Annotated in this window: 18 protein-coding genes; 11 read left to right on the top strand and 7 right to left on the bottom strand. The window is 74.7% G+C overall.

Annotated elements, in window-relative coordinates; genetic code table 11:
* Positions 1–17 precede the first annotated feature (17 nt).
* The gene (locus JNO44_RS11860) at positions 18–1,442 is read right to left on the bottom strand and encodes a cytochrome P450 (protein WP_205363721.1); all 1,425 of its coding nucleotides are present in this window, start codon (positions 1,440–1,442) and stop codon (positions 18–20) included.
* Positions 1,443–1,589: 147 nt separating this feature from the next.
* Between JNO44_RS11860 and JNO44_RS11865 the strand changes: the two genes are divergently transcribed.
* Both JNO44_RS11865 and JNO44_RS11870 read left to right on the top strand, forming a co-directional pair.
* The gene (locus JNO44_RS11865; protein WP_039637761.1) at positions 1,590–1,997 is read left to right on the top strand and encodes a hypothetical protein; all 408 of its coding nucleotides are present in this window, start codon (positions 1,590–1,592) and stop codon (positions 1,995–1,997) included.
* 193 nt (positions 1,998–2,190) lie between these two features.
* Entirely contained in the window at positions 2,191–2,946 is a 756-nt protein-coding gene (locus JNO44_RS11870) for a response regulator transcription factor (protein WP_205363722.1), read from the top strand.
* Between the two features lie 127 nt (positions 2,947–3,073).
* Here JNO44_RS11870 and JNO44_RS11875 read toward each other — a convergent pair whose 3' ends face one another.
* Positions 3,074–4,360 carry an MFS transporter gene (locus tag JNO44_RS11875; RefSeq protein ID WP_205363723.1) on the bottom strand — a complete coding sequence of 429 codons (1,287 nt, stop codon included), beginning with the start codon at positions 4,358–4,360 and terminating at the stop codon, positions 3,074–3,076.
* Positions 4,357–5,061, bottom strand: coding sequence for a helix-turn-helix domain-containing protein (locus JNO44_RS11880; protein ID WP_338058564.1), 705 nt, complete (start codon positions 5,059–5,061; stop codon positions 4,357–4,359). The genes JNO44_RS11875 and JNO44_RS11880 overlap by 4 nt, the downstream gene beginning before the upstream one ends.
* A gap of 217 nt (positions 5,062–5,278) precedes the next feature.
* Between JNO44_RS11880 and JNO44_RS11885 the strand changes: the two genes are divergently transcribed.
* The 9 genes from JNO44_RS11885 (at position 5,279) to JNO44_RS11925 (ending at position 12,731) form a co-directional block, all read left to right on the top strand.
* On the top strand, positions 5,279–6,175 hold the full coding sequence (locus tag JNO44_RS11885; RefSeq protein WP_205363724.1) for a DMT family transporter: 897 nt from the start codon (positions 5,279–5,281) through the stop codon (positions 6,173–6,175).
* Between the two features lie 163 nt (positions 6,176–6,338).
* On the top strand, positions 6,339–6,986 hold the full coding sequence (locus tag JNO44_RS11890) for a TetR/AcrR family transcriptional regulator (protein ID WP_205363725.1): 648 nt from the start codon (positions 6,339–6,341) through the stop codon (positions 6,984–6,986).
* Positions 6,983–7,774 carry a glucose 1-dehydrogenase gene (locus JNO44_RS11895; protein WP_205363726.1) on the top strand — a complete coding sequence of 264 codons (792 nt, stop codon included), beginning with the start codon at positions 6,983–6,985 and terminating at the stop codon, positions 7,772–7,774. The genes JNO44_RS11890 and JNO44_RS11895 overlap by 4 nt, the downstream gene beginning before the upstream one ends.
* 64 nt (positions 7,775–7,838) lie before the next feature.
* Positions 7,839–8,390, top strand: coding sequence for an NUDIX hydrolase (locus JNO44_RS11900; RefSeq protein WP_205363731.1), 552 nt, complete (start codon positions 7,839–7,841; stop codon positions 8,388–8,390).
* Between the two features lie 4 nt (positions 8,391–8,394).
* Positions 8,395–8,778 carry a YidH family protein gene (locus JNO44_RS11905; RefSeq protein WP_205363732.1) on the top strand — a complete coding sequence of 128 codons (384 nt, stop codon included), beginning with the start codon at positions 8,395–8,397 and terminating at the stop codon, positions 8,776–8,778.
* A gap of 15 nt (positions 8,779–8,793) precedes the next feature.
* A complete protein-coding gene (locus tag JNO44_RS11910) occupies positions 8,794–9,159 on the top strand; it encodes a DUF202 domain-containing protein (RefSeq protein ID WP_205363733.1) in 366 nt (121 codons plus the stop codon).
* A 114-nt stretch (positions 9,160–9,273) separates the two neighbouring features.
* The gene (locus JNO44_RS11915; protein WP_205363734.1) at positions 9,274–10,230 is read left to right on the top strand and encodes an MBL fold metallo-hydrolase; all 957 of its coding nucleotides are present in this window, start codon (positions 9,274–9,276) and stop codon (positions 10,228–10,230) included.
* A gap of 193 nt (positions 10,231–10,423) precedes the next feature.
* Complete coding sequence (locus tag JNO44_RS11920) at positions 10,424–11,473, top strand: phosphotransferase family protein (protein ID WP_205363735.1); 1,050 nt, start codon at positions 10,424–10,426, stop codon at positions 11,471–11,473.
* A 7-nt stretch (positions 11,474–11,480) separates the two neighbouring features.
* Positions 11,481–12,731, top strand: coding sequence for an acyl-CoA dehydrogenase family protein (locus JNO44_RS11925; RefSeq protein ID WP_205363746.1), 1,251 nt, complete (start codon positions 11,481–11,483; stop codon positions 12,729–12,731).
* A 95-nt stretch (positions 12,732–12,826) separates the two neighbouring features.
* Here JNO44_RS11925 and JNO44_RS11930 read toward each other — a convergent pair whose 3' ends face one another.
* From JNO44_RS11930 to JNO44_RS11945, 4 genes are all read right to left on the bottom strand, one after another.
* The gene (locus JNO44_RS11930; protein WP_205363747.1) at positions 12,827–13,438 is read right to left on the bottom strand and encodes a TetR/AcrR family transcriptional regulator; all 612 of its coding nucleotides are present in this window, start codon (positions 13,436–13,438) and stop codon (positions 12,827–12,829) included.
* A gap of 64 nt (positions 13,439–13,502) precedes the next feature.
* Entirely contained in the window at positions 13,503–15,155 is a 1,653-nt protein-coding gene (locus JNO44_RS11935; protein WP_205363748.1) for a class I adenylate-forming enzyme family protein, read from the bottom strand.
* The gene (locus JNO44_RS11940) at positions 15,152–15,925 is read right to left on the bottom strand and encodes an SDR family oxidoreductase (protein WP_205363749.1); all 774 of its coding nucleotides are present in this window, start codon (positions 15,923–15,925) and stop codon (positions 15,152–15,154) included. The genes JNO44_RS11935 and JNO44_RS11940 overlap by 4 nt, the downstream gene beginning before the upstream one ends.
* Before the next feature lie 158 nt (positions 15,926–16,083).
* Positions 16,084–17,061: a TetR/AcrR family transcriptional regulator C-terminal domain-containing protein gene (locus tag JNO44_RS11945; protein ID WP_205363750.1), complete on the bottom strand. Its 978-nt coding sequence runs from the start codon at positions 17,059–17,061 to the stop codon at positions 16,084–16,086.
* Positions 17,062–17,118: the final 57 nt, after the last annotated feature.

Raw genomic sequence — 17,118 nt, forward strand, 5'->3', positions numbered from 1 at the left:
CGGGTGCGGCGCGGTCGTCAGAGGGCGCGCAGGCGGACCCGGGCTGGGCCGGTGGCCTGGAGGGTGATGCCGGCGGCGACCGGCACGTCCTGGTCGATGGCCTCCAGCTCGTGGGAGCGCAGCAGCGTCGCCAGGGCCAGGACGGACTCCAGCATCGAGAAGTGCTGGCCGATGCAGGCGCGCGGGCCGCCGCCGAACGGGAACCAGGCGTAGCGGTGGCGCTCCGCCTCGCGTTCGGGGGCGAAGCGGTCCGGGTCGAACCGCTCGGGGTCCTCCCAGAGGTCCGGGTGGCGGTGGGTGACCCAGGGGGCGACGACGACGTCGGCGCCGGCCGGCAGCGTGAAGCCGGCGACCTCGGTGGCCTCGACGGCACGGCGGCTGACAACCGGTGCCGCCGGGTAGAGCCGCATGGACTCCTTGAAGGCCCGGGTGAGTCGCGGCAGGCGGTCCAGGTCGGCGGCGGTGGGGGTGCGGTCGCCGAGCACCCGGGCGAGTTCGGCGCGGATCCGGGTCTGTTCGCCGGGGTGCCGGGCGAGCAGGTGGAGGGTGAAGGCCATGGAGGTGGCGGTGGTCTCGTGGCCGGCCAGCAGGAAGATCAGGACCTGTTCGCGGACCTCGGTGGCGTCGAGGGTGCCGTCCTCCTCGTTGCCGGCCGCGGCCAGCAGGGAGAGCAGGTCGTCGTGGTCCGAGACCGCACCGGTGGCGGCGGCCGCGCGGCGTTCGGCGATGATCCGGTCGCACAGCGCGTTGAGTTCGGCGGTGGCCCGGTGGTTGCCGAGGTTCCTGGGGGTGGGCCAGTCGCGGGGGACCTTCAGGGGGGCGTAGGCACGGCGTACGACGTAGTCGTTGATGACGGGGGCGGAGCGGTGGATGGCGGCCACCGCGGCCTCCACGTCCAGGCCGAAGAGGATCCGGGCGACGGTGCGCAGGGCGAGCCGGTTCATCTCGGGGACGAGGTCGACCACGCCCTCCTCGGCCGACCGCCAGCGGGCCGCGACCGCGTCGGCCTCGGTGGTGACGGCCGTGGCGTAGCCGTCGACCCGGCGCTTGGTGAACAGCGGCTGGACCAGCCGGCGCTGGCGGAGGTAGTCGTCGTCCTGGCTGGTGAGCAGGCCGTTGCCGAACGCCTGGCGGACCTCCTCGTAGAGCGGGTGGTCCTTGCGGAAGTTGGCGGCCTGGGTGCCGAGGATCTGCTGGACGCCTTCGGGCGCGAAGACGGCGTAGAAGACGCTGCGGAGTCCGGGCGGGCCGGCCTCCAGCCGGACCACGTCGCCGTGTTCGCGCTGGGCTCTTAAGAAGGCGCCGAGGGAGTCGCGGCGCAGGTCGAGCAGGGAGCCGATCACGGGGAGCCCGGCGGGTCCGGGGATGGCGGCCGGGGCGCCGCCGCCGGGCGTCTGCGCCGTGCCGGCGCCGGCGCCGGACGAGGAGTTGGTCAGGGACATGCCCCGATTCCTATCCAGGAACGGGCCCGGGAATGTCGTACCCCGGCGTCGAGTGGGTAACGGGCGGCCGGGAGGGACGACCGGGGGCGGTGGGGCGGGTGGCCGGGAGCCGGCGGGCGGCGCGGCGGCGGCACGTAGCATGGCCCGATGATCGAAAAGCGTGCCGGGCGGGCGGAGCGGGCCACCGCGCAACAGTGCCGGGTGACCGTCTGCCGCGGCTGCTGCTGCGGTGACGCGGCGAAGATCCCGGGGGTCGACCACACCGGGCAGATACCGCGGCTGCGGGCCGCGCTGGACGGGGCGGCGCCGGTCCGCGCCTCGGAGTGCCTGGACGTCTGCGACCAGGCGAACGTGGTCGTGGTGCAGCCCTCGGCGGCCGGGCGGGCCGCGGGCGGGCGGCCGGTGTGGCTGGGGCTGGTCAACGACGACGACGCGCTGGCGGACATCGCCGCCTGGGTGCGGGCCGGCGGGCCGGGCCTGGCGGAGCCGCCCGGCGTGCTGGACCTGTACGCGCTGACGGTGTCCCGGCGGGTGCGGGAGCAGCTGGAGAAGTAACGGGGCGCACCGGCCGGGCGGGACCCGGCCTCGGCGCGCGGCGGCGGGCCGACGGGTGTTGGCTGGAGGTATGCAGTCCTTCCTGACGGCGCGCCGCCGGACGCGCCTTCCGGGAACGGCGGGCTGAACGGTGCGCCGGGCAGTGCCGCCCGCTCCCCCGGATCCGGCACCGGGACCGCCGCACCGTGTCCTGGTGGTCGCGGACGACCCGGCCGTCGCCACGGCCGCCACCGCGGCTCTGGCCCGCGCCGGCCACACCACCGCGTACGCCACCGACGGCTTCACCGCCCTCGAACTGGCCGCGGACTTCCATCCGCACGTCGTCGTGCTCGATCCGGCGCTGCCGGGGATCCACGGTCTGGGGCTGCGCCGCCGGCTGCGCAGCGGCGCTCGGGCGCCGGTCCCCGTGGTGTCGTTGCCCGCGGGCGGCGGGGCGGCAGGAGCGGCGGCGGGCCGCGCGGGGGCGCCGCAGCTGGTCGCGCGGGTGGCCGAGGCGCTGCGCCGGGCCGGGCGTGCGGCGACGGGCCCCGAGGCCGCGCCCGTCCTGCGGGCCGGGGACCTGACCGCCGATCCCGGGACCGGGCGGGCGGTGCGGGCCGGCCGGGAACTCTCCCTGACGGCGGACGAGTTCGCGCTGCTGGTGTTCCTGATGCGGCACCCGGGGCGGGTCTTCTCCCGGGAGCAGTTGCTCCGGCGGGTCTGGGGGCGGGACTTCGGCGACCTGTCGGCGGTGGCGGCGCTGCTGGCGCGGCTGCGGACGGAACTGGCGGCGGGTCCGGGCGCGCCGGGTCCGCTGACCGAGGTGTGGGGGTCCGGCTACCGCTTCGGCGCCGGGGGCGGCGAGGCGGTCCCGGCGGGCGCGGGCGCACCCGCCGGGGAGACCGTACCGGTGGGCGGGGCGGCCGATGCCACGCCGGGCGGCCTCCGGGGCCGGCCGTGGACCGGGTGACGGGGGCGGATGACCAGGCCGTCGGACGACCGGGCTGGATGACGGGGTCGGCCGGCCCGACCGGCCGCGGAATCCCGGCTGTTGTGCAGCCCGTACAGCCGGCGAGCCCGGCGGGCGGTGCGGCGGCTCAGGGCCGCGCGAGGCGGTCGCCGTCGGGCGCGTCGATGCCCTCGGCCGCACGCCGGGAGGGCAGGTCGCGGGCCGTACGGATCGGCGAGGCCAGCAGGATCAGGGCGGCGAGCGGGACGCCTGCGGTGGTGATCCACAGGGCCGTGCGGACGCCGAGCGCCGCGCCGAGCGCACCGCCGAGCAGGGCGCCCAGCGGCAGCGTGCCGTAGTTGAGGAAGGCGGCGCTGGCGGTCACCCGGCCGAGCAGCGCCGGCGGGCAGTACGCCTGCTGGAAGCTCACCTTGAGGATGTTGCCGCCGACCACTCCCGCGCAGACCCCGAAGCCGCCGACGGCGTACAGGACGACGCCGGGCCCGGAGGTGGTGAGCGGGATGAGCAACGCCGCGGCGGGCAGGCCGAGTTCGAAGAGCAGGGTGGCGCGGGCGGTGCCGATCCGGGCGGCGGCCCGACGGACCGCGAGGGCGCCCGCGATCCCGCCGGTGCCGGCCACCGCCAGCAGGGTGCCGACGGTGCCCGGCGACAGCCCGACCGCGCGGACCAGGAAGACCGGCAGGATCGACTGGTACCCCATCAGGGCGAGGTTGGAGGCGGCGCCGAAGAGCGTCAGGGTGCGGAGCCAGACGTCGCCGGAGACCAGCCGCAGCCCCTCGGCGACCTCGGCGCGCAGGGACCGCCGGGCGCGCTCCCCCGTGCGGTCCGGGCGCGGTTCGCGGTGCCGGATGCCGAGCAGGCAGAGCAGCGAGACCAGGAAGGTGGCCGCGGTGGCGAGCAATCCGTTGGCGGCGCCGACGAGTTGGACCAGGAAGCCGCCCGCGCCCTGCCCGACGAGCTGCGCCGCGGAGGCGCTGCCGTGCAGTTTGGCGTTGCCCTCGCTCTGGTCGGCGGGGGCGAGCAGGCCGGGGAGGTAGGCGCTGTAGGCGGTCTGGAAGACCACCGCGGCGGCGCCGCTCAGCAGGGCCGCGCCGCCCAGCAGGCCGAGGCCGAGCCCGCCGCACCAGGCGATGACCGGGACGGCGGCGAAGACCGCCAGGCAGAGCCCGGCGGCGCCCAGCATCAGCGGCCGGCGGCGGGTGCGGTCCACCCAGACCCCGACCGGCAGCCCGATCAGCAGCCAGGGCAGCCAGCCGCAGGCGCTCAGCAGGCCGACCGCGAAGGTGTCGGCGCGCAGTGCGGCGACCGCGGTCAGCGGCATCGCCACCCCGGTGACCGCGGTACCGAACTTGCCCGCGGTCTCGCCGCACCACAGCAGCCGGAAGTCGCGGTGGCGACGGAGCAGGCCGCTCACCGCCCGGTCCGCCCGGCGTCGTCCGTGCGGTCGGCGCGGTCCGGGTGCGCGGCGGCGTCCGACCGCGCCGAGCGGTCCGCCCGCGGCGTCCGGGGGAAGGACTGGAGCTGGACGATGACGGGCTGCGCGGCACTCGCGCCGGGGGCCGCGGACGTCTGCTCCGCCGCCGCGTCCCGCGCGGCGGCCCGGTGCCGGTCGACGACGTCCTCCACCTCCTTGTTCAGCGCCGCCAACTGATCGGGCGTCAGCCTGAGGTCGTGCCACTGCGCGATGGCGCCGGCGTCGCGCCACTCCGGGCCCCAGTCCTCGGCGAGGTAGCCGACGACCTGGTGGAAGTGCTGCTGGACGAGTTCGTGGACGTAGACCGAGAGCGGGCCGCGGGCGTCCGGATCGTCGCGGAAGTCCGTGGTGTTGAGCTGGCGGGAGACCGCGACCGCCCGCCACCAGCGCTCGCGCCTGGTGCCGCGGCCGGCCTCCTCCTCGATGAAGTCGTGTGCGGCGAGCTGGCGCAGGTGCCAGCTGACCGTGCCGGTGTTCTCGCCGAGCCGCCGGGAGAGCCCGGTGGCGGTGTCCGGGCCGTCGAGGGTCAGCAGCTCCAGGATGCGCATCCGCAGCGGGTGGGCGAGGCCGCGCAGGCTGCGGGCGTCCATCCGGCGGGTGGGGCGCGGCGCGGCGCGCGGCCCCTCGTCGCGGGTCGTCATGACCTCAGCGTAGGGATGCAGAGACTTCTCTGCACAGGTTTCTCTGCAAAGAGTTCCCCGCAAACGGTGGTGGACGGGGGCGTTGCCCGCAACGGCCGGTGGTCGGTGGTACAGACGGGTGCGCGCGAGAATGGCGGGGTCGAGGGCCGCGTTTCGGCCACCGTGGCTGACTATCCTCGGGCGCATCCCCCGCCCCGCGCGATACGAGGTGTGCGACGTGACGGTGATCCTGCTCGCCCTTGCCGCGGCTTGCTGTCTGGGCACCGGCTTCGTCCTCCAGCAGATCGCGGCGCAGCACGCCCCGCCGCAGGACTACCTCTCCTTCCGGCTGCTGCTGGACCTGGTGCGGATGCCGCGCTGGGTGGCCGGAATCGTGCTGATGGTGACGGGGATGGCGCTGGGCGCGGTGGCGCTGGGGATGGGCGACATCACCCTGGTCGAACCGCTGATGGCGACCAACCTGCTGTTCGCGATGGCGCTGGCGCGCTGGATCTCCCGGCAGCGACTGGGCCGCAGCGGCTGGGCTGGCCTGTGGCTGCTGGCGGGCGGGGTGACCGCGTTCATCGTGGCCGGGCAGCCGCACGGCGGGCGCAACAGCGAGGTGGGACAGCTGGCCCAGTGGTTGATCATGGGCGGGGTGCTGTCCGCCGCCCTGCTGCTGGCGGCGGTCGCCAAGCGGGAGCGGGTGCATGTGAGCCTGGAGGCCGCACTGCTGGGGGTGGCGGCCGGACTGCTGTACGGGCTGCAGGACGCGCTGACCCGGATCAGCGGCCTGCGGTTCGGCGCGGGCGGCTGGCGCGCGCTGCTGACGAGCTGGCACCCGTACGCGATCGTGGTGCTCGGGGTGCTGGCGCTGGTGATGGTGCAGAGCGCCTTCGAGTCGGCGCCGCTGCGGATGTCGCTGCCCGCGCTGACCGCCGCCCAGCCACTGGCGGGCATCGCCTGCGGGGTGGGCTTCCTCGGCGACCAGCTGCGGGTGACGCCCGGGGCGCTGGCCTTCCAGGCGGCCGGGATCGCCGCAGTGGTGGCGGGGATCGTACTGATCGGCAGCCATCCGGCGATGCCGCCGGGGGCCGGGGCGACCGACTCCTCGCGGGAGCTGCAGCCCCGCTAGGGCCTGTCGCCGAACTCCCGCCTGCCGCGCCCCCGTCCTGCGCGCGCAGTCGCGCCACGCCGTCCGCGCCACGCCGTCCGCGCCACGCGAGCAGCACCGCGCGCCGACCGACGCGCCACCACCCCCTTCCCCGTTTATTAATGTTCGACATTAGAATCGGCGCATGCCCAGGACATCAGGCCCCGAGACCCGGGAGAAGTTGATCCGCGCCGCCGAAGAGGTCTTCGCGGCGCAAGGCGTGGACGGCGCCCAGCTCCGCGACATCGTGGCGCTCGCCGGCCAGAGCAATCCCTCGGCGGTGCAGTACCACTTCGGCTCCCGGACCGGACTGCTGGACGCCGTGATGGCCGGCCGGCTGGCCCGTACGGAGGCGGCCCTGGCGCCGGCGCTGACCACGGCGGAGGCCGGCGAACCGGCGCTCCGGGAGCTGATCGGGCTCCTGGTCACGGCGGAGGCCACCGAGCTGCGCACCGACCGCGGGCGGCGCTGTCTGCGGATCTCCGCGCAGCTCAGCCACGAGAGCGGGGTCCGTACCGGGGTCCCGCACCCCACGCTCGCCGGGACCGCCTACTGGCGGCTGATCTGCCGGGTGGCGGCGGCGCTGGCCGCCGCCGGGCTGGCGGAGCCGGTGCGGCTGGAGCGGCTGGACCTGGCACTGACGCTGATCGGCGCGGCGCTGGCCGACCGGGCCCGGCACTACCTGGACGGTGCCGCACCCCTGACGGGCGAGGAGCTGTTTCTCGCCGACCTCACCGGGACGACGACGGCGTTCCTGCTCGCCGCCGCCCCCGAACCGAAGGAGTTCCCATGAGCGAGTCCACGCCGGCGGCCCCGGCCGCGGACCTGACCGGCAAGGCCGTCGTCCTCACCGGTGCGGCCCGCGGGCTGGGTGCCGCGGCCGCCGAGCATGCCGTCGCGGCCGGCGCCCACGTCGTCCTCACCGACGTCCTCCAGGAGGAGGGCGCGGCGACCGCGGCGCGGCTCGGCGAGCGGGCCCGCTTCCTGGCCCACGACGTCACCTCCGAGGAGGACTGGCAGCGGGTCGCGGACTTCGCGGTGGCGGAGTTCGGCGGGATCGACGGGCTGGTGAACAACGCCGGGATATCGACCGGCGCGCCCCTGGAGACGATCTCCGCCGACTTCTTCCGCAAGGTCCTGGACGTCAACCTCACCGGCGTCTTCATCGGGATGAAGACCGTGCTGCCGGCCATGAAGGAGCGCGGCGCCGGTTCGATCGTGAACATCTCGTCGGCGGCCGGGCTGATGGGCCTGGCGATGACCGGGGGCTACGGCGCGTCGAAGTGGGGCGTCCGCGGCCTGACCAAGATCGGCGCGGTGGAGTGGGGCACCGCGCGGGTCCGGGTGAACTCCGTGCACCCCGGGATGACCTACACCCCGATGACCGCCCAGGTCGGCATCGAGGTCGGCGAGGGCAAGTACCCCAACACGCCGATGGCCCGGGTCGGCGAGGCGCACGAGATCGCCGGCGCGGTGGTCTTCCTGCTCTCCGACGCCGCCTCGTACCTCACCGGCGCCGAGCTGGCGGTGGACGGCGGCTGGACCACCGGGCCGACCGTGAAGTACGTCATGGGGCAGTGAGCCGAAGACCGGTGGCGGTGTCCCCGGCACGTCCGCGCGCCGCCGCGGGTGGTTCGATGGCTCCATGACCGATCAGCGACCGCGCACCGCGCAGGAGCCGCTCAACGCGGACGAAGTCCTCGATGTCGTCGACGAGCAGGACCGGGTCGTGGGGCAGGCCCCGCGGGCGGTGGCGTACGCCCGCCGGCTGCGCACCCGGTGCACGTTCATCCTGGTCCGTGACGCCGAGGACCGGATCTTCGTGCACCGGCGGACGCCCCGGAAGCTGGTGTTCCCCTCGCACTACGACATGTTCGTGGGCGGTGTGGTGGGCACCGGCGAGAGCTATGACCAGGCGGCGTTGCGGGAGGCCGAGGAGGAGCTCGGGGTGTCCGGGCTGCCGCGTCCGGAGCCGCTGTTCCGCTTCCTGTACGAGACGCCCGAACACACCTGGTGGTCGGCGGTCTACCAGGTGCGCTGCACGCTTCCGGTGGCGCCCCAGGAGGCGGAGATCGACTGGCACGCCTTCCTGCCCGAGGAGGAGCTGGCCCGGCAGCTGGACGTGTGGCGGTGGACCCCGGACGGGCTGGCCGCGTACCGGGAGCTGACGGCCCGGCGGGCGGCCGGGGAGGGCTGAGCCGATGGGTCAGGGCATACGCCTGTGGTTCTCCCCGGGGCGGGTGCGCGAGGAGGGCACCACCCCCGACTACCGGTTCTCGCTCGCCAACGAGCGGACCTTCCTCGCCTGGCTGCGCACCGGGCTGGCGCTGGTCGGCGGGGGCTTCGCGGTGGACCAGTTCCTGCCGCGGCTGCACGGCAGCCTGCGGCTCGCCTTCACCGTCGTCCTGCTGGTGGGCGGGGCGCTGTGCGCGCTGCGCGCGGTCAACCACTGGGTGCGCTGCGAGCGGGCGATGCGGCGCGGCGAGGACCTGCCGCTCTCCCGCTTCCCGGCCGTGCTGGCGCTGTGCGTCGGGCTGCTGGCGGTGGCGGTGGTCGTGCTGACGCTGATCGGCTGGACGAACTAGCGGGTGGGGGAAGCGATGGGCGCGTCCCAGGGGGCCGGGCGGGGCGGCCGGGCGCCGCGGCCGACGGCCGACCGGGACCCGGGGCTCCAGCCGGAGCGGACCCGGCTGGCCTGGCGGCGGACGGTGCTGTCGGCCGCGGTGGTGGCGGTGCTGGCCGGCCGGCAGGTGCTGCGCAGCGGGGCCCCGGGCCCGGTCGAGGTGACCTTGGCGGCGCTGGTGTCGCTGGTGTGGGTGGCGTTCGCGGTCGCCGCGGACCTGCGGATGCGGACGATGGCGGCCGGGCGACCGGCGGCCCTGCCGGCGCGGCTGGCCCTGCTGGTGGCCGGTTGCACGGTCGGGCTGGCGGCGGGCGGCGCGACGCTGCTGCTACCGGGGCGGTGAGATCGCGGACGGCGGTACGGTGAGCGGGCCCGCGCGGCACCGGCCCGGCTCCGGGATCCGGCGGCCGGCCGCGGTATCCGCACGGACCGACCGACCCATCCCCGGGAGCGGAACATGACGGACCATCAGCAGGCCGCGGGGGCCGACGCGAACGGCACCGCCGCCGTCGCCGAGCCCTACCTCACCGAACTCGCCCCGGGCGTCCACGCGTTCGTCCAGCCGGACGGCGGCTGGTGCCTGAACAACGCGGGGTTCGTCACCGACGGCACCGCCACCCTGGTCGTGGACACCGCCGCCACCGAGCGCCGGGCGCGACTGCTGCGCCGCCGGATCGCGGAGAGCGGCGCCCCCGCGCCGCGCACCCTCGTCAACACCCACCACCACGGCGACCACACCTACGGCAACGGCGTGTTCGCGCCGGAGGCGACGATCATCGGGCACGCGGCCTGCCGGCGGGAGGTGCTGTCCGCCGGCTACCAGCTGCACGCGGTGTGGCCCGAGGTGACGTACGGCGACATCCGACTGACCCCGCCGGAGGTGACCTTCGAGGACCGCCTGACCCTGCACGTCGGGGAGTGCGAGGTGCGGCTGATCCACCCCGGGCCGGCGCACACGCCCGGCGACACCATCGTCTGGCTGCCGCGGCAGCGGGTGGTCTTCACCGGGGACCTGATCTTCCACGGGGGCACGCCGTTCCTCCTGATGGGCTCGCTGAGCGGGTCGCTGCGGGCGATCGAGCTGCTGCGGTCGCTCGGCGCCGAGACGGTCGTGCCGGGGCACGGTCCGGTGGCCGGGCCCGAGGTCTACGACGAGGTCGAGCGGTATCTGCGGTACGTCGGGGAGCTGGCGCGGGAGGGCCGGGCAGCCGGGCGGACGCCGTTGGAGGCGGCCCGGGAGGCGGACCCGGGGGCGTTCGGGGGACTGGCGGAGAGCGAGCGGCTGGTGGCCAACCTGCTGCGGGCCTACGCCGAGTTGGCGGGCGCGGCGCCGGGTGCGCCGCTGGACGCGGCGGCCGGGTTCGGGGCGATGGCGGAGCTGAACGGCGGGGTGCTGCCGGCCTGTCACGCCTGAGCGGGGGCCGGCCGGGGCGCCGGCGGCCGGCCGCGCCCGCGCCCGCGCGCCGGGCCCGGTGGCGGAAACACGTCGGGTGACCGACGCCCCACGACGGAGCACTGGACTCCATACCGACTAGTCGGCATGATCAGGCGGGACGGGCCCGCCGGCCCCGGACCGCCAACCGTCCACTCCGTACGGAGGAAGCACGATGAGCAACGGCACACCGCCCCCGTCGGCCGCCGGGGAGGCACCGCCCGGCCTCGATCTGGAGCGCCTGCGGGAGCATCTGGACCGGGAGCGGCCGGGCCTGGTCTCCGGGCCGCTGCGTGCGCAGCTGATCGAGGGCGGACGGTCCAACCTCACCTACCGGGTCACCGACGGCACCGACTCCTGGGTCGTCCGCCGCCCGCCGCTCGGCCATGTGCTGGCCACCGCGCACGACATGCGCCGCGAGCACCGGGTGATCAGCGCCCTGCACGACACCGCCGTACCGGTGCCGGAGGCGCTGCTGCTGTGCGAGGACGAGACCGTCGTCGGCGCGCCGTTCTACGTGATGGAGCTGGTGGCGGGCACCCCGTACCGGACCACGGAGCAGCTGGCCCCGCTGGGCCCGGAGCGGACCCGGGCGGTGGTGCTGTCGCTGGTCGACACGCTGGTGGCGCTGCACGCGGTGGAGCCGGAGGCGGCCGGGCTGGCCGACTTCGGGCGCCCGGACGGCTTCCTGGAGCGCCAACTCCGGCGCTGGGGCAAGCAGTTGGCGGCCTCCAAGAACCGCGCGCTGCCCGGCATCGACGCGCTCCACGAGGCGCTGGGCCGGGAGCTGCCCCCCTCCCCCGCGCCGACCGTCGTGCACGGCGACTACCGGTTGGACAACGTCCTGGTCGGCACCGACGACACCATCACCGCCGTACTGGACTGGGAGATGTCCACGCTCGGCGACCCGCTGACCGACCTCGGGCTGCTGGCGATGTACTGCACCGACCTCGGGCTGCCGAAGTCGCCGGTCAGCACCACCAGCGGCGCACCGGGGCACCCCAGCCCGCAGGAGCTGATCGCGCGCTACGCCGAGCGCTCGGGCCGGGACACCTCGCGGATCGCCTGGTACACCGCGTTCGCGTGGTTCAAGCTCGCGGTGATCCTCGAAGGGATCCACTACCGCTACACGCTCGGCCAGACGGTCGGCGCGGGCTTCGACCGGATCGGCGAGCTGGTGCCCGTCTTCATCGACCGCGGACTGACCACCCTCAAGGAAGGCTGAGGCACCGATGGACTTCGCATTCGACGCCCGCACCGAAGAACTGCGCGCGAAGCTGGAGACGTTCATGACCGCGCATGTGTACCCGGCCGAGCAGGTGGCGGAGGAGCAGCGGGCCGCGCTGGCCTCTCCGTGGGACACCCCGCCGGTGGTGGAGGAGCTCAAGGCCGAGGCCCGTCGGCAGGGCCTGTGGAACCTGTTCCTGCCGGACGAGGAGCACGGCGCGGGGCTGACCAACCTCCAGTACGCGCCGCTGGCCGAGATCACCGGCCGCAGCCCGCAGTTGGCGCCGACCGCGCTGAACTGCGCGGCGCCGGACACCGGCAACATGGAGGTGCTGGCGCAGTTCGGCGACGCCGAACAGAAGAAGCGGTGGCTGGAGCCGCTGCTGGCGGGGGAGATCCGCTCGGCGTTCGCGATGACCGAGCCGGAGGTGGCCTCGTCGGACGCCACCAACATCGAGACCCGGATCGAGCGGGACGAGGGGGGCACCTCCCGCTCCAGCGGAGCCGAGAGTGGGGGAAGCTACGTCATCAACGGCCGCAAGTGGTACATCTCCGGCGCGATGAACCCGCTGTGCGAGATCTTCATCGTGATGGGCAAGACCGACCCGGAAAGCCCCGACCTCCGCCGCCAGCAGTCGATGGTGCTGGTGCCGCGGGACACCCCCGGACTGACGGTCAAGCGCGCCATGCAGGTCTACGGCTACGAGGACCACTACCACGGCGGGCACGCGGAGGTGCTCTTCGAGGACGTCCGGGTGCCGGTCGGCAACCTGATCGGCGAGGAGGGCGGCGGCTTCGGCATCGCGCAGGCGCGGCTGGGGCCCGGCCGGATCCACCACTGCATGCGGCTGATCGGGATGGCCGAGCGGGCGATCGAGCTGATGTGCCGGCGGGCGGTGGCCCGTACGGCGTTCGGCAAACCGCTGGCGCAGCAGGGCGTGGTCCAGGAGTGGATCGCGGACGCCCGGGTGGCGGTGGAGCAGCTGCGGCTGCTGGTACTGAAGACCGCCTGGCTGATGGACACCGTCGGCAACAAGGGCGCGCACACCGAGATCCAGGCCATCAAGATCGCCACGCCGCGGACGGTCGTGGGCATCCTGGACAAGGCGGTCCAGCTGCACGGCGCGGGCGGGGTCAGCCAGGACTTCCCGCTGGCGGAGCTGTGGGCCGCCGCCCGTACGCTCCAACTGGCGGACGGCCCCGACGAGGTGCACCAGCGGTCGCTGGCGCGGCGCGAGATCAAGCGCTACATGTAGGGCGCGGGCCGTAGGGGGCGGTCGAACACTCCCCGTAGGGGTCGGGCGCGCCCCCTGCGGGGCCGCAACAGGAGGTGGGGGGCGGGATATTCCCGCTAGGGCCGCAGGGCCCGCAGCAGGAGTCCGGCCAGGTGGTCGGCGACCTGCTGCGGGCTCAGGGGGCCGTCCTCGCGGTACCAGGTGCCCAGGTGGTGCACCGAGCCGAAGTGGTAGTCGACGACCAGGTCGGCGGGGACGTCGGCGGTGAACACGCCGGTGCGCTGCCCCTCCTCGATCAGCGCCCGGAACCGCTCGTGGTAGCGGCGCCGCTCGGCCCGCACCTGCTTGTCCTTCTCCGGGCTCAGATGGTGCATCGAGCGGAAGAAGATCTTGGTGTCGTCGAGGTTCTCGATGGTGGTGACCACCACGTCGGCGGCGGCGTCCCGCAGCCGCTGCTCCACCGGCGCGTCGGCGTCCGCGAAGCGGTCCAGCCGCTCCTGCTGGAGCCGCAGCACCCGGCCGTAGACCTCGTGGAGCAGGTCCTCCTTGGAGCCGAAGTAGTGGTAGAGGGCGCCCTTGGTGACACCCGCCCTGTCCACGATCTCCTGGACCGAGGTGCGGTCGTAGCCCTGCTCCGCGAAGAGCCTGGTGGCGGTGGCCAGCAGCCGCTGCGCGACGGGCTTCGTCGTGCCGTTGCCGTTGCTGGTGCCGTCCTTGATGCCGGCCATCGCCCTCACCCGTTCCTTGAAGTTCCTCACGTGCGTCCGTCGTGCGCGCCGACCGTCCCTGCCGTCATGCGCGCCCGCGCAACTCCCGTCGAAGGATCTTGCCACTCGTGGTCTTGGGAAGCTCCGGCAGGATCTCCACCACTCGGGGATATTTGTACGCCGCGAGCCGTTCCTTGCAGTAGGCGGCCAGCTCGGCGGGGTCGGGGGAGGCGCCGGGACGCAGGCTGACGTACGCCTTGACGGTCTCCCCGCGGTAGGGGTCGGGCACCCCGACGACGGCCGCCTCGCGCACCGCGGGATGGGTGTAGAGCACGTCCTCGACCTCGCGGGGCCACACCTTGAAGCCGGACGCGTTGATCATGTCCTTCTTGCGGTCGACGACGTACAGCCAGCCGTCGCGGTCCATGAACCCGATGTCGCCGGTGCGCAGTTCGCCGTCCGGGACGGCCTCGGCGGTGGCGTCCGGGCGGCGCCAGTAGCCGGGCACGACCTGGGGGCCGCGGACCGCTATCTCGCCCTGCTCGCCGAACGGCAGATCGCGGCCGGCCTCGTCGATGATCCGCACCACGGTGTCCGGGCCGGGGACGCCGACCGCGAGGGTGCCGGAGACCTTGTCGACCGGCGCCTCCCTGCCGGGCGGGACGGTGGCGCAGGGCGCGGTGCACTCGGTCAGGCCATAGCCGTTGTGGATGTGCGGGCCGAAGGCGGTGCGGAACTTCTCGACCAGGGCCGGCGGCAGCGGCGCGCCGCCGGAACTCATGGTCCGGAAGGACGCGAAGTGCCCGGGGGTGGCGTCCGGGTGGGCCATCAGTGCCATGTAGGCGGTGGCTGGGCCGACGGTGAAGGCCGGGCGGTGCTCCAGGAAGGCGTCCAGGACGGTGCCGGCCTCGAAGCGGTAGGCCAGGGCCAGGGTCCCGGCGTTGGCGAGGCAGGTGGCCAGTTCGCAGACCATGCCGGTGATGTGGAAGAGCGGGGCGAGCGCGAAGTAGGTGGCACCCTCGGCGAGTTCGAGGCCGGTGCGCATCCGTTCGGCGTTGTAGCTGATGTTGCCGTGGGTGTTGGTGGCGCCCTTGGGGGTGCCACTGGTGCCGGAGGTGTAGCTGATGAGTGCGATGTCGGCGGCGGCGGGCTCGGGGACGGTGGGCGCCCCTCCGCCGGTCCGGGCGACGGTGAGCAGGTCGTCGGCGCCGTCCTGGGGGCCGGCCGGCTCGTCGCGCAGCACCCGGACGTCGTCGCGGGTCTGGAGTCCGCGTTCGTCGGCGGTGACCGCGATCCGGACGGAGCCGGCCTCGGCGGCGGTGGCGCGCAGGAAGCCGGCCCAGGTGCGGTCCGCGCAGAGGACGGCGGTGACCTCCGCGTCGTCGAGGATGTGCCGGATCTCCGCCGCCTTGTACATGGGGTTGACGGGGACGACCACGCCGCCGGCCTTCCAGACGGCGAGCACCGCGAGCACGAAGTGCGGGGTGTTCTGGAGCATGACCGCGGCGCGGTCGCCGGGCCTGAGCCCGCGGGCGGCGAGGTGGCCGGCGAGGCCGTCGGAGAGGGCGTCGGCCTCGGCGTAGTCGATCCGGCCGTCGAAGTAGGCGAGCGCGGTGCGGTCGGGGGCGCGGCGGACCGCGGCGCGGAAGGCGTGCAGCGGCGAGGGCGGCGGCTGGACGGGGGCGCGCTGGGCGTCGGTGAGCAGGGCCAGCCACGGCTTGTCCTGGTAGGTGGTCACCGGGCCTCCCCCTCGCGTGCCTCCAGCTTCTGTTGGAGGTGGTTCATCCCGGCCAGCCAGCGGTCCGGGTCGGTGGCGCGGGCGGTGTAGTAGTCGCCCACCTCGGGGTGCGGCAGGACCAGGAAGCGGCCCGCTTCCATGGCCGCGAAGAGGGCGTCGGCGACGGCGTCCGGCTCGATGGCGGTGGGGGTCAGGACGAGGTCGCCGGCGGTGCCGGTGGCGGCGAGCATGTCGGTCCGCACGCCCTGCGGGCAGATGGCGTGCACGTCGATGCCGCGGTGGCGGTAGGTCAGCGACAGCCACTCGGCGAAGGCGTAGGCGCCGTGCTTGGTGACGCTGTAGGGGGCGGCGGCGACCATGGTGAGCAGGCCGGCGGCGGACACCGTGGAGACGAACCGGCCGCTGCCGCGCGCCAGCCATTCCGGCAGCAGCTCGCGGGCGGCCCGCACGTGGGCCATCACGTTGACGTCCCAGGCCAGCGCCCAGTCGCCCTCGGGCGCTTCGGGACCGCCGCCGGTGCCGACGCCGGCGTTGGCGCAGAAGACGTCGATGGCGCCGCCGAGCGCCTCGCGGGCCGGGCCGACGGCGGCGGAGGCGTCGCCGGGGACGGCGACCGCCCCGATCTCCTCCGCGGTTCTGCGGGCCTTGGCCTCGTCCAGGTCGTTGACCACGACCCGGGCGCCCTCGGCGGCGAACCGGCGGGCCAGCGCGGCGCCGATCCCCCCGCCCGCTCCGGTCACAACAACGGCCTTGTCCCGTACGACTGCCACGCTGCGTCTCCCTCGGTCGCCTGACTCCACCGGCTCCACCGGCTCACCGGCAGGGGCAGACTAACCAGTCGGTATGTCCCAGCGGAAGCCTCTGTTTTCCGTCACGGCCGGGATTGCGGGGGTGGCGGTCGCCGGTGGGGACGGGCGAGCGCTCCCGGTCAGGAGGGCGCGCGGCCGGACGGCGGGTCCGCGATGAGGAGGGCGATGCCGTCCAGGAGCGGCGTGAGGCCGAAGGCGAACAGCGCGTCCAGGTCGAGGTCGTAACCGTCCGCGAAGCTGCTGGTGAGCCTGGTGAAGACGGGGTAGCGGGTCGACGCGGTGATCGTCTGGAAGGCGCGGGCCTGCCGGTCCATCCACTGGTCCTCGGACAGTCCGGTGGCGGCCTCGGCCTGGGCCTCCCGCTCCAGGTGCACCGCGATCCCTTGGATGTAGCTGTAGAACAGGACGTGCAGGTCGAGCATCGTCTCCGGTTCGAGGCCGTGGCCGTCGAGGGCGGCGAGCGCCCATTCCGCGTGGACCATCAGGGACGGCAGCATCAGGGGGCGGGTGAGGGAGCCGACCTGGGCGAGCCAGGGATGCCGGCGGTAGATCGTCCACAGGGTGCGCGCGCCGAGTTCCAGCCGGGCCCGCCAGCCTTCCGGCGGCGGGGCCGGGTAGGTCTCCTCGCCGAACGCCGCGTCCGCCATCAGCAGCACCAGGTCGTCCTTGCTGGTGACGTGGCGGTACGGGGACATGGCGGCGACGCCGAGCCTGGCCGCGACGCTGCGCATGGACACCGCGGCCAGCCCCTCGGCGTCCGCGAGGTCCACGGCAGCCCGGACGATCCGTTCGCGGCTCAGGTCGCGATCGGGCGGGGCCGTGGACGGCGTCCGGCGCGTGGTGGGGGCGCGGTGCTCCGTCGACGCCGGCCGGTCGCGGGCCGCCACCACGGTGCCGACCCGAGGGCGGGCCTCGACCAGCCCCTCCAGGCGCAGCGTGGTGAGGGCCTTGGTGGCGGTGGCGAGCGCGACGCCCCATTCGCGGGCGATCCGGCGCGTCGAGGGCACGCGGTCGCCCGGGGCGAGCGTGCCGTCGGTGATGCGCCGGGCGATCTCGTCGGCGATGCGCCGGTACGGCGGATCGGGCTGTGCGGCCATGCGGTCGCCTCCTCGGGATTTTTTTCGCACCCATCGGATCTGTACTAGTTCAGACGC

Origin of the sequence: Streptomyces noursei, assembly GCF_016917755.1 — a bacterium.
In the GTDB taxonomy this organism is placed as follows: Bacteria; Actinomycetota; Actinomycetes; order Streptomycetales; family Streptomycetaceae; genus Streptomyces; species Streptomyces yunnanensis.